Below are 14140 nucleotides of genomic sequence, written 5' to 3'. Positions count from 1 at the left end.
TAGTGATTGCCCTCCCTTGGAAGAAGTTGTGTGCAAACTTCATTCTACCATGTGGGGAAAATCACTATGGATTTTTTCTTAGGTGTCCAACTTCATTTTACAATCGACCGTCCTTTTACGTCACAGAAAGACAAAGAAACGAGGCGTACAACCACGCTTAAAGTTCCCCCTCATCCGGCCCTTCGGGCCACCTTCCCCCCAGGGGAAGGCTTTATAAGGAAGAGTGAAGAAGGAAGAGGGGCGGCGGGGGCACCCCCCTGCCCCCATTCCTTGACAATCCCCGTACAGTGAGATAAAATGAGTCCGACCGCAGGACAAATCGAATACAGGGGCGCTGGACGCAAGTCCGGCTGAGATGCAGGGGAATAGCGCTTCCCCCGGTCCCTTGAACCTGATCCGGGTAATGCCGGCGTAGGAAGAGGATTCGGCCTTTTGTCGTTTCTCCCGTACCGCATTGCGCAGAAGTTACCAGGTTTGCGCTGCGGTACATTTTTGCAAAGGGAGAAATTTGTATGGACAACACCGCGTATGTCAAACCCAGGGCCCGCCGCAAAAACACCACCCGCATGCTCTGTGAGGGCGCCATCATGGTGGCTCTGGCCCAGATTCTTAGCTATATCAAGCTCATGGAGCTGCCCAACGGCGGCTCCCTCACCCCCGCCATGTTCCCCATCCTCCTCTTCGCCCTGCGCTGGGGCCTGAAGGACGGTCTGCTGGCCGGCTTCGTCTTTGGCCTTCTCCAGCTCATCTTTGACGGCGCCTACGCCTGGGGCTGGCAGTCCATGCTGCTGGACTACCTGCTGGCCTTCACCCCTCTGGGCCTGGCCGGTCTCTTTAAGGGCAAGGCCTGGGGCATCTTCCCCGGCACCGTGCTGGGCTGCGCCGCCCGCTTCGTCATCCACTACATCAGCGGCGTCACCATCTACCGCATCTACGCCCCCACCGAGGTGCTGGGGACGGTCTTTGATAACCCTGAGCTCTATTCCCTGGTCTACAACGGCTCCTACATGCTCCCCAACACCGTGCTGGCCCTGGTCATCGCGGCGCTGCTGTATGTGCCCATGAAGAAATACTATGCTGGGAGCGATCTTATCAGATAAGGTGTGATTTGATTGGGCAAATTTACGGGTGTGCTGCTGGCCAGCGACTTTGACGACACCCTGGTGGGGGACAGCTGTGTCCTCTCCCCCGCCAACCGGGCGGCGTTGGAGCACTTCACCGCCGAGGGCGGGGTGTTCACCGTCTCCACCGGCCGGGCCAAGCGGACCTTCGCCCCCTATGCCCACACCGTACCCATCAACGCTCCGGTGATCCTGGCCAACGGGGCCATGCTCTATGACTTTTCCGCCGACCGGGTGGTGGTGGACCTGCCCCTCCCGGAGACGGCGGCGGCCGACCTCAACGAGCTGAGCGAGGAGATGCCCGAGTTGGGCATCGAGTGCTACCACGGGGACGACGTCTACATCCACCGCCCCAACGCCCACACCCAGCGCCACGTGGAGCGGGTCAAGACCACCTGGACCGAGCGGTCCCTGCTGGACATGCCCACCCCCTGGAACAAGGCGGTGATCCAGGCCGACCACGAGGTGCTGCTGAAGGCCCAGGCGGTCATCCGGGAGCGCTGGGGGGACCGGTACGAGGCCATCTTCTCCAACGCCGTGCTGCTGGAGTGCACCGCAAAGACGGCCAGCAAGGGCGGCATGGTCCTGAAGCTGGCGGAGCTGCTGGGCATCCAGCGGGAGAACATCTACTGTGCCGGGGACAACCAGAACGACATCCCCATGCTCTCCGTGTCGGCCATCCCCTTCGCCCCGGGCAACTGCGCCCAGGCGGTGAAGGACTGGGGGGCCACCGTGCTGCGGCCCTGCGAGGAGGACTTCATGGCCCAGGTGGTGGGGATTCTGGACCTGCGCTACGGCGGCTGAAGCCCTCCGGGGCTTGACAAACGGCCCGGAAACGGATAAGATACTGTTCGCATATATGGAAAACGCGCGGAAAAGGACAGGTACCGCCCCCATCGCCGCACAGAGAGCCGCCGTATTGGTGCAAGGCGGAGGACGAGGGGACGGGAGGATCACCTTGGAGCGGCCCGCTGAACGGTCAGTAAGCGGGGACGGCAGGCACCGTTATCGGCCATGAAGTGGTCCGGGCATGTCCCGGGCAATGAGAGTGGTACCGCAGAGGTTTACGCGCCTTTGTCTCTTGAAGAGACAAAGGCGCGTTTTGTTTGGAGGGAATGCTGTGGAAGTTATGTGTCCAGACTGCGGAAAGCCCATGGAGGCCGGTCGTATTTTTGGTAAGATCCCCTTGCTGTGGAGTCCCAAGGATAAAAAATTCACCCTGATCAAGGGCAAGGAGGACGTGAGCCTGATCAAAGGACGCTTCCCCGAGGCCTGGATCTGCAAGGATTGCCAGACGGTGATTTTTCACTATGGAGAGGCCGCCCGGGCCCCCTCCGCAAAGAGTTCAAAATAAAAAATTCAGATAAAAGGAGAACACACCCATGGATTACAACCAGACCGTCCATCTGCCCCAGACCGACTTCCCCATGCGTGCCGGACTGCCCAAGCGTGAGCCCGACATGCTCCAGGAGATGTACGACCACGACCTCTATAAGAAGATGGTGGCCCGCAACGACGGCAAGCCCACCTTCGTGCTGCACGACGGCCCTCCCTACGCCAACGGCAACATCCACATCGGCACCGCCCTCAACAAGATCCTCAAGGACATCATCGTCAAAGAGAAGAACATGACGGGCTTCTGCGCCCCCTATGTCCCCGGCTGGGATACCCACGGCCTGCCCATCGAGTCCGCCGTGCTCAAGGATAAGAGCGTGAAGCGGGAGGAGATGACCACCGCCCAGTTCCGCACCAAGTGCCGGGAGTATGCCGAGAGCTACATCGCCAAGATGACCGAGCAGTTCAAGCGCCTGGGCGTCCTGGGCGAGTGGGACAACCCCTATATCACTTTGCTCCCCGAGTTCGAGGCCAAGCAGATCGAGGTCTTTGGCAAGATGGCCGAGAAGGGCCTCATCTACAAGGGCATGAAGCCGGTGTACTGGTGCCCCCACGACCAGACCGCTCTGGCCGAGGCCGAGATCGAGTACGCCGACGACCCCTGTACCACCATCTTTGTCAAGTTCCCGGTGAAGGACGACAAGGGCAAGCTGGGAGCGTACACCGACCTCTCCAAGACCTACTTCGTGATCTGGACCACCACCCCCTGGACCATCCCCGGCAACTTCGCCATCTGCCTCAACGCCGAGTTCGACTATGTCCTCCTCCAGGTGCCCTCCGGCGACGTGTATATCCTGGCCAAGGACCTGGCCGAGAGCGTGTGCAAGGCCGCCCACATCGACTTCGACGCCTGCAAGGTGCTGGCCACCCTGAAGGGCAGCGAGTTCGAGCTCATGACCGCCAAGCACCCCCTCTTCGACCGGGAGTCCGTCATCCTCAACGGCGAGCACGTCACCCTGGACGCCGGCTCCGGCTGCGTCCACACCGCCCCCGGCTTCGGCGCCGAGGACTTCCAGATCTGCCAGCAGTACGACAAGGCCGGCCTCACCCACATCGGCGTGCCCGTGCCGGTGAACGCCAAGGGCGTCATGACCGACGAGCGCTACAACGGCCAGTTCTACGCCAAGGGCAACGACATGGTGGTGGCCGACCTGGAGGCCGAGGGCTTCCTGGTGGCCAAGGAGAACATCACCCACTCCTACCCCCACTGCTGGCGCTGCAAGAACCCCATCATCTACCGGGCCACCGAGCAGTGGTTCTGCTCTGTGGAGGCCATCAAGGACACCGCTGTGGCCGCCTGCGACGGCATCCAGTGGCACCCCGGCTGGGGCAAGGAGCGCATGATCTCCATGATCTCCGAGCGCAACGACTGGTGCATCTCCCGTCAGCGCGTCTGGGGCGTGCCCATCCCCATCTTCTACTGCGACGACTGCGGCGCCGACATCGTGACCCCCGAGACCATCGCCCACGTGGCCCAGCTCTTCCGTGAGCACGGCTCCAATATCTGGTTCGACAAGGAGGCCAAGGACCTGCTGCCCGAGGGCTTCGTGTGCCCCAAGTGCGGCAAAGCCCACTTCTCCAAGGAGACCGACATCATGGACGTGTGGTTCGACTCCGGCTCCACCTGGGCCGCCGTGGCCGCCGAGCGTCCCTACCTGAAGTATCCCGCCGACCTCTACCTGGAGGGCGGCGACCAGTACCGCGGCTGGTTCCAGTCGAGCATGCTCACCTCCATCGCGGTGAACGGCGTGGCCCCCTACCACCAGATCGCCACCCACGGCTGGACCGTGGACGGCGAGGGCAAGGCCATGCACAAGTCCCTGGGCAACGCCGTCTCCCCCGACGAGGTCATCAAGGAGTACGGCGCCGACATGCTGCGGCTGTGGGTGGCCTCCGCCGACTACACCCAGGACATGCGCATCTCCAAGGAGATCATGAAGCAGCTCTCCCAGGCCTACCTGAAGATCCGCAATACCGCCCGGTACATGCTGGGCAACCTGTGCGACTTCGACCCCGACACTGACGCCGTGGCCCTGGACAAGCTGATGGACCTGGACCGCTACGCCCTCCACGCCCTCAACGAGCTGGTGAAGGCCGTCCGGGCCGCCTATGACCGCTACGAGTTCCACGGGGTTTATCGCGCCGTCTACAACTTCTGCGTGGTGGACATGTCCAACTTCTACCTGGACATCATCAAGGACCGGCTCTACTGCGGTGCGGAGGCCGAGCGCCGCTCCGCCCAGACCGCCCTCTACTATATCCTGGACGGCATGACCCGCCTCATCGCCCCCATCCTGGCCTTCACCTCCGACGAGATCTGGCACGCCATGAAGCATGCTCAGAGCGTGGACGCCGAGAGCGTGCTGCTCAACGACATGCCCTCTGACAACGCCGCCTTCACCCTGAGCACCGCCGATCAGGAGCGCTGGGGCAAGCTCATCTCCCTGCGCGACGCCGTCAACAAGGCCCTGGAGAACGCCCGCAACGCCGGCGTCTTCAAGAAGGCCCAGGACACCGAGGTCACCCTGTCCGTCTCCGCCGACGACGCGGCCTTCCTGAAGGACGTGGACCTGGCCTCCCTGTGCATCGTCTCCAAGGTTACCGTCACCACCGAGCACCTGGAGGGCGAGAAGAACGAGGAGTCCCTCATCCCCTGCACCATCGCCGTCAAGCTGTCCGAGGCCCCCAAATGCCCCCGCTGCTGGAACCACTGCGACACCATCGGCACCGCCGGTCACCACGCCGAGCTGTGCGACCGCTGCGCCGCCGTGGTGGGCGAATAATCATAACGCCATAAATCAAAAGAGACGTTCACCGACCGGTGAACGTCTCTTTTTCTATGTGGATGGGGCCGTAGAGGAACTCATATTCCCGAATGTGAAAGCGGAGGAGCTGACGGACGTGGCTGGACAGGGTGCGGTTGGCCTGGGCGGCCAGATAGGCGGCCTTTGCCTTGGTATCCCGGTCTACCTGCACGGAGATGGTCTGGTCTTTTTTCGGATAAGACATATTACTCACTCCTTTTGTATCTATATAATATCATATAGATACACCATGTCAATATCTTTTTGAATCTTTTAGAACTATTGAGACAATACCAAAAGGCAGATATGATGGTAGCATCTATTAGAGTCATAAGGAGTGACCGTGATGTCTGTGCAGGCCAATCCCTACCCCCTGCGGCTGGAAAAAGAGCATATGGACAAGATCCGTGTACTGGCCAAGGAGGGCCGCCGCTCCATCAATATGCAGCTGTGTATTGCCGTGGAGAGCTACTTGAAGGCATACGAACAGGAACACGGGGAGATCGTGACCGAGGAGTAGGGGCGGCTATTAGCCGCCCGCCGCGGCAGCATGGCATCCCCTTTGTGTGGGGCGCGACGTCGTCGGGGCAAAGTCCGCACCGCTCACCCCGGCCTGACGGCCAGGTCTCGCTTCGCTCCCTTGCCCCTCCTCTCCCCAGAAAAGCGCTGCGCGCTTTCCCGGGGCCCCTGATTGCGCGCCAAACCACCCCACGATTCTCTCTTGCTTATGGAGGAACGGCCTCCGGCGGCCTACTTTCGGGTGGCCGAAAGTAGGCAAAGGCCAGTCGGGAAGGGGGGATTTCGATTTCCCCCCTTCCCGACACCCATCCCCCTTGAAACGACCAAGCACAGGGGGGCTGCGGCCCCCCTATTGGATGTACCCCCCAGGCTCTCCTACCGTTCCGTCACTTGCACCGGCGGCTTACTCCGTAACGCCGCCGGTGCTCCGGCGTAGGGGCGGCTATCAGCCGCCCGTTAAACAACGCCGCAACTCGCACCCACTACGCCTCGACACCCGCCCACGCAGGCGGCGAAAAAAGTGAGGATCGAACCACAGCCTTTCCCTGTTCTACCGACGGAGTCTCCTGTGGACGGTGCTGGTCCTCAACGGGGGCGTAAAGACGGGCCGCCGGATTCCTATTTGGAGCCACTCAACCCACACGGGAGCCCCTTTTTCCTTGGATTCCAAAAACCGTTCTTTTTCCAGCAGGGAAAAAGAAACGGGTTTTGAACCGTCTCCCCCGTCCTTTCACGTAACAGAAAGCAATGAGCCAAAACGTGGTTTAGCGGGCGGATGATATCCGCCCCTACCCCCACCTTTGCGATGTGGTGCCGTGAGCGCGTCTGGGAAGCCGCGCCCCACTTTTTTGACTTTTCACCAAACAGTCAGCCCCCAGGGGAAGGCTGTGGGGTGCCTTGATCTGCCCAAAACGCAAAAAACGCGGGACCGCTTCAAACGGTCCCGCGTTTTTCATGTACTCACTTGATCTCGTAGTCCTTCCCGAACTGAAGGTGTTCCAGATCAATGCTCAGGCGCTTGGTGGGTTCCTCGTCCTCCGGCTCCGTGGCCTTGACCGGCTGTGCCATCTCAGCGGCCAGGCGCTCCGGGCTCACCTTGACCTTGCGCTCGGGCTCACCGTCATGGTCCACAAAGGTGGCGGTGAGGTCGCTGTAAAGCCCGCCGGGGCGCTCATCCTCCTGAGGAATGTCGTCCTCCTCCTCGGCCCGGGCCGGAGCGGGGACCTCCTCCTGGGCAATGCGGTCCACGGTGGCCTGGATCTCCTCGGCGGCGGCCTCCACCGGGTCGGCGGGGGCGGCAGGCTCGGGGGTGAGCTTGCCCAGACTGCCCAGGTAGTCCAGCTCGTGCTGGTAGAGCTCCTTGAGCTTGGCCACATAAGCGGTGGTGGCGTTCTGGGCGGCGGTGAGCCGCAGCTGTTCGGCCTCCACCTCCCGGCGCAGACCCTGGACACGGGCCTTGGCCTCTTCCTCAGCCTGATGCACCATGGTTTCCTTGCTCTCCTGGGCCTCTTTCACGATCTCATCGGCCATCCGCTGGGCGGTGAGCAGGGTCTTGCGCATGGCCTCCTCGGTGGAGCGGTACTCCTCCACCTTGTCCACCAGCACTTTCATCTTGCTCTTGAGGACGGCGTTCTCCTTGTAGAGCGTGGTATAGTCCTCGGTGAGCTGGTCCAGAAACTCGTCCACCATGGCCATATTGTAGCCGCCGAAGCCCGCCTTGGCAAAGGCGTGCTCGGAGACCTCCTGCGGCGTCAGCATAAAGGGTCACTCCCCGCTATTATAATCTCTTTTTGGTCGTCGTCGGCGCGCCGGGGCGCCAGAACGATATGTTAGAAGTAGAGACCGTTGTTCTCCAGTTCGTCGATGAGATCGCCCAGAATGTCCACGTTGTAGGGGGTGATGATGTAGGTGGAGATGGCCACCTTCTTGATCTTACCCTCGTTGGCGTAGGCCACGCCGGAGAGGAAGTCCAGCAGACGCCGGGCGATGTCCTTGTTGGTCTGCTCCAGGTTGAGGACCACGGTGCGCTTCTCCCGCAGGTGGTCGGCGATCTCGGCAGCGTTCTCAAAGCGGTCGGGCTTCACCAGCACCACCTGGAGCTGGGTGGTGGTGTGAATGTTGACCACCTTGTTGCTCCGACGGGGCTCAGGCTCGGCGGCGTAGATGGCGCCGGTGCTCTCACGGATGTCCCGGATCTTCTCCTTGCGCTCGGTGCGGGGGGCAGGGGCGTCATAGTCGTCGAACTCCTCATCGTCTTCCTCGTCCTCATAGGGACGGGCCAGACGCTTGATCTCATCAATGAATCCCATAGCGGTAACTTCCTTTCATTCTTCCTCACGCTGCCGGTCCCGGCAGGTTCAGGGGTGCATGGGGGGCCGGGGACCAAAGAGGGCGGTCCCCACCCGCACCAGGGTGGCGCCTTCCCGGATGGCGTCCTCATAATCGCCGCTCATACCCATGGACAGACAGTCTATATCAGTGTCATTATCCCCTATTTGACGTCTTATGTCAACATAAAGCTGCCGGGTAGCGGCAAAAAATCTCCGGTTGTCGCCGGGCTGGGCGGCCACGGGCGGAATGGCCATAAGGCCCCGGAGCCGCACATGGGGCAGGTCCATGGCCTGGCGGGCCAGGGCGGGCAGGTCCTCGGGGAGACAGCCCCCCTTGCTCTCCTCCCGGCCGATGTTGACCTCCAGCAGGACGTCCTGGACCAGGTTGAGCTTTTCGGCCTGGCGCTCAATGGCCTCCAGGAGCCGGGGGGAGTCCACCGACTCGATGAGGTCCACCCGGCCCACCACGAACCGGACCTTGTTGGTCTGCAAATGGCCGATGAAGTGGACCTTGGCGCCGTCGTAGGCGTAGTCGTCCAGGTGCCCGGTGAGCTCCTGGACCCGGTTCTCGCCGCAGATGGTGATGCCGGCGGCGATGGCGGCCCGGATGGTGTCCGAGGTCTGGACCTTGGTGGCGGCCACCAGGGCGATCTCCGCCGGGTCCCGGCCGGCCTCCAGGGCGGCCCGGGCCATATTGGCCTTTACCCGGGCAATATTTTCTTCCAGTGACATGGTGCGTTCCCTCCTGTCTTTCTCTGGGATCATTTGGTCATGACCTTGCCGTCATAGAGCTCGTCCGAGGAGACAATGACCTGGTCTCCGGCGCGGAAGGCGGTCTTGAGCTGGTTGTCGGTGGGCACATCGGGGAGCACCGCCTGGACCAGGTAGTAGTCGCCGTCGTCGGCCAGGATCTCCACCGCCTTGAACTCGGCCTGGGCGGCGGTGAGGACGTAGACGCCGATGACCTGCTTGGTGGTGGTCTCCCCGGTCTCCGGGTCGGTGACCTCCCGGTTCTCGGTGCGCACCGCCTTCTTGGGTACCCGGATGCCGCTCAGGCTGTTAAAGACGATGTCCACCGTCTGCTTGCGGAGCATGCTGGTGTCGGCCAGGTTTCGGGTGGAGGAGAGGATCACCAGGCAGGCGTTGTCCTGTGCCTGGCCCACCCGCTCAATCTTCATGGAGACCTCCCCCGACCAGTCCCGGGAGAAGCGCACCCGCACCGACCGGCCCGCCACCAGCCGCTCGGCTACCTCCGGCGAGACGGTGGTGGCCAGATACCACTTGGAGCTGGTGATGAGCTTGCCCACGGCGCCGGTGGGGGCGGCGGGGTCCTGGGTCATGAGCTGCTTGAGGCCGGTGGCGGTGAGGGTCTCCAGCATATCGGGGTAGAGGGTGGACTCGTAGCCGTCGGCCATGGCGGAGAAGGTCCCCGAGCAGGGAGCGTAGACGGTGGTGGTGTCCAGGGCGGAGGCGCTCTGGAGGGCCTGGATCTGGCCGTCCAGGGCGGTAATGGCGGCGGAGAGCTCGTCCACCCCGGCGTCGCTGGTGTAGCCGTGGCGGATGACCAGACTTTTGAAGGAGAGGGACTGCTCCTCCAGGCTGGTGAGGTCGCCGTAGGCGGCGGCCGTCCGCAGGCCCACCATGGCGTCCACAATGCTCTGGTCCAGGTGGCTGGTGTCGGAGCCGTCCTGGCCCTGGAGGGCGTATTTGGGCTGTTCCTCCTCCAGCATCAGGGTGCGCAGCTGGCGGCGGCGGTCCAGGGCGCTCTCGTCCTGGTAGAGGTAGGCCACGGCCGCCCCGGCGCGGACCTTCTCCCCCTGGTCGGGGAGCACGTCCACGATGGCGGCGGTCTGGCCGGTGACCACCGTCTCGGCCCGGATGAGCAGTCCGGTGGCCTCCACGGCGTCGTCCACCGTGTGGGCGTAGGTGGTCACGGTGTAGGTCCGGTCATCCAGGCTGCGGAGAACGGAGAAGAGAAGGTAGGCGCACACCATGAAGAACATGAGAACAATCATGATGCGGGTGATGACGGTACCCTGTTTCATAGGTCAAGATCCTCGATTTCTGCCCATTCCCTCCCCCGCTGGCGGGTCAGCCCTCCTGGGCCGGTTCCCCCTCCAGGGGCACCGCCCGCTCCGGGACGATGGTGGAAATGGCGTGCTTGTAAATGATCTGCTGCTTGTTGTCGGTCATGAGGACCACCACGAAGGAGTCAAAGCCGGTGATGATCCCCCGGAGCTGATAGCCGTTCATGAGGAAGAGCGTCACCCCCATCCGGCTGCGGCGGGCCCGGGTGAGAAAGGTGTCCTGAAGGTTGAATCTGGTCTGCATGGTATGTACACTCCTCTTTCTGTTGGAATGTACCCATCATATACCAAATTCTTCCATATATGCTGTCACTTTCTGTCGGCCCTGGGCCAGGTCGGGGGCATTTTCCCAGGTGACATACCGGATGCCGGGGGTGCGGCGGAACCAGGTGAGCTGCCGCTTGGCATACTGCCGGGAGCGGAGCTTGACCTCGGCCACCGCCTGGGCGATGGGCTCCTCCCCCCGGAGGGCGGCGGCGAACTCCTTGTAGCCGATGGCCTGCATGGAAGTGGCGGTGGGGGGCACGCCGGAGGTGAGGAGGTTCCGGACCTCCTCCTCCAGGCCGGCCTCCATCATCAGGTCCACCCGGCGGTCAATGCGGTCCCACATGTCTTCCCGCCGGGCGAAATTGAGGCACACCCGCAGGGCGTCGTACTTGGGGGGAAGGCTCCGGGTCCGCTCGTCGTGGGCGGTGATGGTCTCCCCCGTCTCGTACCACACCTCCAGGGCCCGGAGGATGCGCTTTTCATCGTTGGGATGAAGCTTCTCCGCCCGGTCCGGGTCGATGCGCCGGAGCTCTTCGTGGAGGGCGGGCAGGCCCTCCTCCCTGGCCCGGGCCTGGAGCCTTTCCCGCCAGGCGCCGGTGAAGGGGGCAAAGTCCCGGCCGGCGACGAGGTTGTCGATGTAGAGGCCGGTGCCCCCCACCACGATGGGGAGCTTTCCCCGGGCGAGAATGTCCCGGACGCAGGCGTCGGCGTCGTGGACGTACCGGGCCACGGAGTAGTCCTCCGCCGGGTCGGCCACGTCCAGCATGTGGTGGGGGACGCCCCCCATCTCTTCCGCCGTGGGCTTGGCGGTGCCGATGTCCATGCCCCGGTAGATCTGCATGGAGTCGGCGGAGACCACCTCGCCGTCCAGGGCCTGGGCCAGAGCCACCCCCAGGGCGGTTTTGCCCGAGGCCGTAGGGCCGCAGAGGACCAGCAGCTTGGGTTGATGTTCCATGGAGACCTCCTTTCGGGGTGATGGGGTTGGATGAGAGCCTTCCCCTGGGGGAAGGTGGCTGGCCGAAGGCCAGACGGATGAGGGGTAGCCTTGCGGCGTGGTTTATGTTACGGCCCGTGGGACTACTTTCCTTGTGAGGTGCGGCGCATCTCTTAAAACCTTCCCCCTTGCAGGGGGAAGGTGGCGGCATAGCTGCCGGATGAGGGTGCGCTAAGTGTTCCCTCAAGGAACGGTCAAAGACCGTTTCTTTTTCCCTGCTGGAAAAAGAACGGTTTTTGGAATCCAAAGAAAAAGGGGCTCCCGGGTGGGTTGAGTGGTCCCAAATAGGAATCCGGCGGCCCGTCTTTACGCCCCCATAGAGCACCGGCACCGTCCACAGGTGACTCCGCCGGTGGAACAGAGAAAAGCCGTGGTTCTATCCCCACTTTTTTCGCCGCCTGCGCGGGTGGGTGTCGGGACGTGGCACCCGCTGCCTGATATTCCCTTTGCTACGGCGCGGGGCGGTATTTATCGCTGTGTGGGCAGGCGTCGCGGCGTGCGGTGCGGCTCCGTCTCTCACCTATTCACTCTTCACTTTTCTCTCTTCCTTTTATTTGTGGGGCGCGACGACCCCGGCGCGCCAAACCACGCCCCGTAGATTGGGTAAGGGCGGATAGCATCCGCCCGCTGGCCTTACGCCCGCTTGAAGAGCTTCTCCAGCTGATTCCGGGTGAGCTCGATGGCCACAGGGCGGCCGTGGGGGCAGTATTTGACCTCCCCCGACATGACGGCTTCGGCCACCCGCTCCAGCTCGGGGGGACCGTTCTTCTGACCCCCCTTGATGGCGGCCTTGCAGGCCATGGTGGCCAGCAGGTGGTCCCGCACCCCGTCGGGGTCGGTCCGCCGGGCGGACAGCAGGTCCCCGGCCAGCTCCAGGAGGGTGGCCTCCACCTCACCGGCGTCCACATAGTCGGGACACTGGCGGACCACCACCGCCCCGCCGCCGAAGTCCTCACAGGAGAAGCCGAACCGCTCCAGCTCGTCGGTGTGCTCCAGCAGGGCGGCACACTCCTCCGGGGCGGGGGTGAACACCACCGGCGTCAGGAGCATCTGTACCATGGGGGTGTATCCCGCCGCCTTCAGCTTGTCGAAGTTCATCCGCTCATGGGCGGCGTGCTTGTCGATGATGAAAGCCTTGTCCCCCTGCTCCACCAGAACGTAGGTCTGGAAGAGCTCCCCCCGGACGGTCCAGAGTTCCGGTTCCGGCTGGGGTTCCGGCTGGGTGATCTGAGGCTTTGTCTCCACCGCCGGGACGGGTTCGGCCGTCGGCTCCGGCGCGGCTTTGACAACGGGTGTGGGCACCGTCTCCGGCTCCCGTGTGGGCGCTGCCGTGGGGACGGCCTCCTCTTTTACCGGCTCCGTCTCTGACTTCACCGGGGCGGGCTTTGCAAAGACCGGCTTTGCGAAATCGTGAATAGGCATTCCGCCAGTCTGCCGCACCGGGGGGACGGACTCCCGCCGGGGGGCCTCCGTTTTGGGCCGGGCCGGGGCCCAGGTTTTGGGCTGGCTCCGGGTCTGGACGGCCCGGCGGTACTCCTCCGATGACAGGTTGAGGAAGGTCTGATTGGGGGTGACGGTGTCGTGGCCGGCGGGTTTTCTGGGGGCGTCCAGGTGGGCCTGGGGAGGCTTGGCATTGGCCTCCAGCGCCCCCAGCACGGCGTGGTAGACGGCGTCAAAGATCTTCTTCTCGCTGACGAACTTGACCTCGGTCTTGGCGGGGTGGACGTTGACGTCCACGCCGTTGAGCCGGGTGGTGAGGTGGAGGACGCAGGCGGGGAACTTGCCCACCATGCGCTGGTTCTGGTAGGCCTGCTCCAGGGCGGCCATGAGGAGGCGGGACTTGATGAAGCGGCCGTTCACAAAGAAGAACTGGTAGTTCCGGGAGCCCCGGCAGCAGGCGGGCAGGGAGGCGAAGCCCTCCACGGTGACGGCGTCCTCGCCGGAGCCCTTCACGGGGAGCATGCCCAGGGCCAGTTCCCGGCCCAGCACGGCATAGAGGGCGGACTGGAGCTTGCCGTCTCCGGGGGTGAGGAGCTCCTGTTTGCCGTCCCGGAGGAATTTGAAGGAGACGCCGGGCCGGGCCAGGGCCTCCCGCTGGACGGCGGCAAAGACGGCGGCCCCCTCGGCAGTGTCCTTTTTCATGAACTTGAGCCGGGCGGGGGTGTTGTAGAAGAGGTCCCGCACCACCATGGTGGTGCCCTGGGGACAGCCGGCCTCCTCCCTGCCGGTGACCACGCCGCCCTCCAGGGTGAGGGCCACCCCCAGGTCGTTGCCGTCGGCCCGGGTGAGCACCTCGATGCGGGACACGGCAGCGATGGCGGCCAGAGCCTCGCCCCGGAAACCCAGGGTGCCGATGGCGGCCAGGTCGTGCTCGGTGCGCACCTTGCTGGTGGCGTGGCGGAGGAAGGCGGTCTCCACGTCGATGGGGGGGATGCCGCAGCCGTTGTCGGTCACCCGGATGTAGGACATACCGCCGTGCTGGATCTCCACGGTGACGGCGGCGGCGCCGGCGTCGATGGCGTTTTCCAGCAGCTCCTTCACCACCGAGGCGGGGCGTTCCACCACCTCGCCGGCGGCGATGAGGTCGGCCACGTGGCTGTCCAGGACTTGAATGTGGGGCATG

At 63.6% G+C, this 14140-nt stretch carries 13 protein-coding genes, 1 riboswitch and 1 other annotated feature; of the genes, 5 read left to right on the top strand and 8 right to left on the bottom strand.

The features are described from left to right. The first annotated feature begins 317 nt into the window (after positions 1-317). A riboswitch (TPP riboswitch) is annotated at positions 318-437 on the top strand. Between the two features lie 75 nt (positions 438-512). From thiT to ileS, 4 genes are all read left to right on the top strand, one after another. Beyond that, positions 513-1100 carry an energy-coupled thiamine transporter ThiT gene (gene thiT, locus ACTNBK_RS07940; RefSeq protein WP_441145133.1) on the top strand — a complete coding sequence of 196 codons (588 nt, stop codon included), beginning with the start codon at positions 513-515 and terminating at the stop codon, positions 1098-1100. Between the two features lie 12 nt (positions 1101-1112). Next, on the top strand, positions 1113-1925 hold the full coding sequence (locus ACTNBK_RS07935; RefSeq protein WP_441145131.1) for an HAD-IIB family hydrolase: 813 nt from the start codon (positions 1113-1115) through the stop codon (positions 1923-1925). A gap of 58 nt (positions 1926-1983) precedes the next feature. Further along, positions 1984-2206: a binding site (T-box leader), on the top strand. 44 nt (positions 2207-2250) lie between these two features. Then, positions 2251-2475 (top strand): PF20097 family protein, encoded by a 225-nt coding sequence (locus tag ACTNBK_RS07930; RefSeq protein ID WP_441145139.1) that lies wholly within the window; start codon positions 2251-2253, stop codon positions 2473-2475. A 28-nt stretch (positions 2476-2503) separates the two neighbouring features. Next, positions 2504-5299, top strand: a complete 2796-nt coding sequence (gene ileS / locus ACTNBK_RS07925) for an isoleucine--tRNA ligase (protein WP_441145129.1) — start codon at positions 2504-2506, stop codon at positions 5297-5299. A gap of 28 nt (positions 5300-5327) precedes the next feature. On the opposite strand, the gene ACTNBK_RS07920 is transcribed toward ileS, so the two are convergent. Further along, positions 5328-5525 (bottom strand): hypothetical protein, encoded by a 198-nt coding sequence (locus tag ACTNBK_RS07920; RefSeq protein ID WP_441145127.1) that lies wholly within the window; start codon positions 5523-5525, stop codon positions 5328-5330. A 141-nt stretch (positions 5526-5666) separates the two neighbouring features. Here ACTNBK_RS07920 and ACTNBK_RS07915 point away from each other — a divergent pair, with 141 nt between their 5' ends. Continuing rightward, positions 5667-5840 carry an Arc family DNA-binding protein gene (locus tag ACTNBK_RS07915; protein WP_130848774.1) on the top strand — a complete coding sequence of 58 codons (174 nt, stop codon included), beginning with the start codon at positions 5667-5669 and terminating at the stop codon, positions 5838-5840. 959 nt (positions 5841-6799) lie between these two features. Here the strand turns inward: ACTNBK_RS07915 and ACTNBK_RS07910 are convergent. From ACTNBK_RS07910 to mutL, 7 genes are all read right to left on the bottom strand, one after another. Further along, a complete protein-coding gene (locus ACTNBK_RS07910; protein ID WP_441145125.1) occupies positions 6800-7597 on the bottom strand; it encodes a DivIVA domain-containing protein in 798 nt (265 codons plus the stop codon). A 71-nt stretch (positions 7598-7668) separates the two neighbouring features. Continuing rightward, on the bottom strand, positions 7669-8148 hold the full coding sequence (locus ACTNBK_RS07905; protein ID WP_441145123.1) for a cell division protein SepF: 480 nt from the start codon (positions 8146-8148) through the stop codon (positions 7669-7671). Positions 8149-8196: 48 nt separating this feature from the next. Beyond that, positions 8197-8901, bottom strand: coding sequence for a YggS family pyridoxal phosphate-dependent enzyme (locus ACTNBK_RS07900; RefSeq protein ID WP_441145121.1), 705 nt, complete (start codon positions 8899-8901; stop codon positions 8197-8199). Positions 8902-8930: 29 nt separating this feature from the next. Further along, entirely contained in the window at positions 8931-10214 is a 1284-nt protein-coding gene (locus ACTNBK_RS07895; protein WP_441145119.1) for an HlyD family efflux transporter periplasmic adaptor subunit, read from the bottom strand. Positions 10215-10260: 46 nt separating this feature from the next. Continuing rightward, positions 10261-10500, bottom strand: a complete 240-nt coding sequence (hfq, locus tag ACTNBK_RS07890; protein ID WP_441145117.1) for an RNA chaperone Hfq — start codon at positions 10498-10500, stop codon at positions 10261-10263. Between the two features lie 36 nt (positions 10501-10536). Continuing rightward, a complete protein-coding gene (gene miaA, locus ACTNBK_RS07885; protein ID WP_441145115.1) occupies positions 10537-11478 on the bottom strand; it encodes a tRNA (adenosine(37)-N6)-dimethylallyltransferase MiaA in 942 nt (313 codons plus the stop codon). Positions 11479-12150: 672 nt separating this feature from the next. Further along, positions 12151-14139, bottom strand: coding sequence for a DNA mismatch repair endonuclease MutL (gene mutL / locus ACTNBK_RS07880; RefSeq protein WP_441145113.1), 1989 nt, complete (start codon positions 14137-14139; stop codon positions 12151-12153). Position 14140 lies beyond the last annotated feature (1 nt).

Source organism: Intestinimonas sp. HCP28S3_D6 (assembly GCF_052065695.1).
Lineage (GTDB): Bacteria > Bacillota > Clostridia > Oscillospirales > Oscillospiraceae > Intestinimonas.
This window is presented reverse-complemented; position numbering and strand designations above follow the sequence as displayed.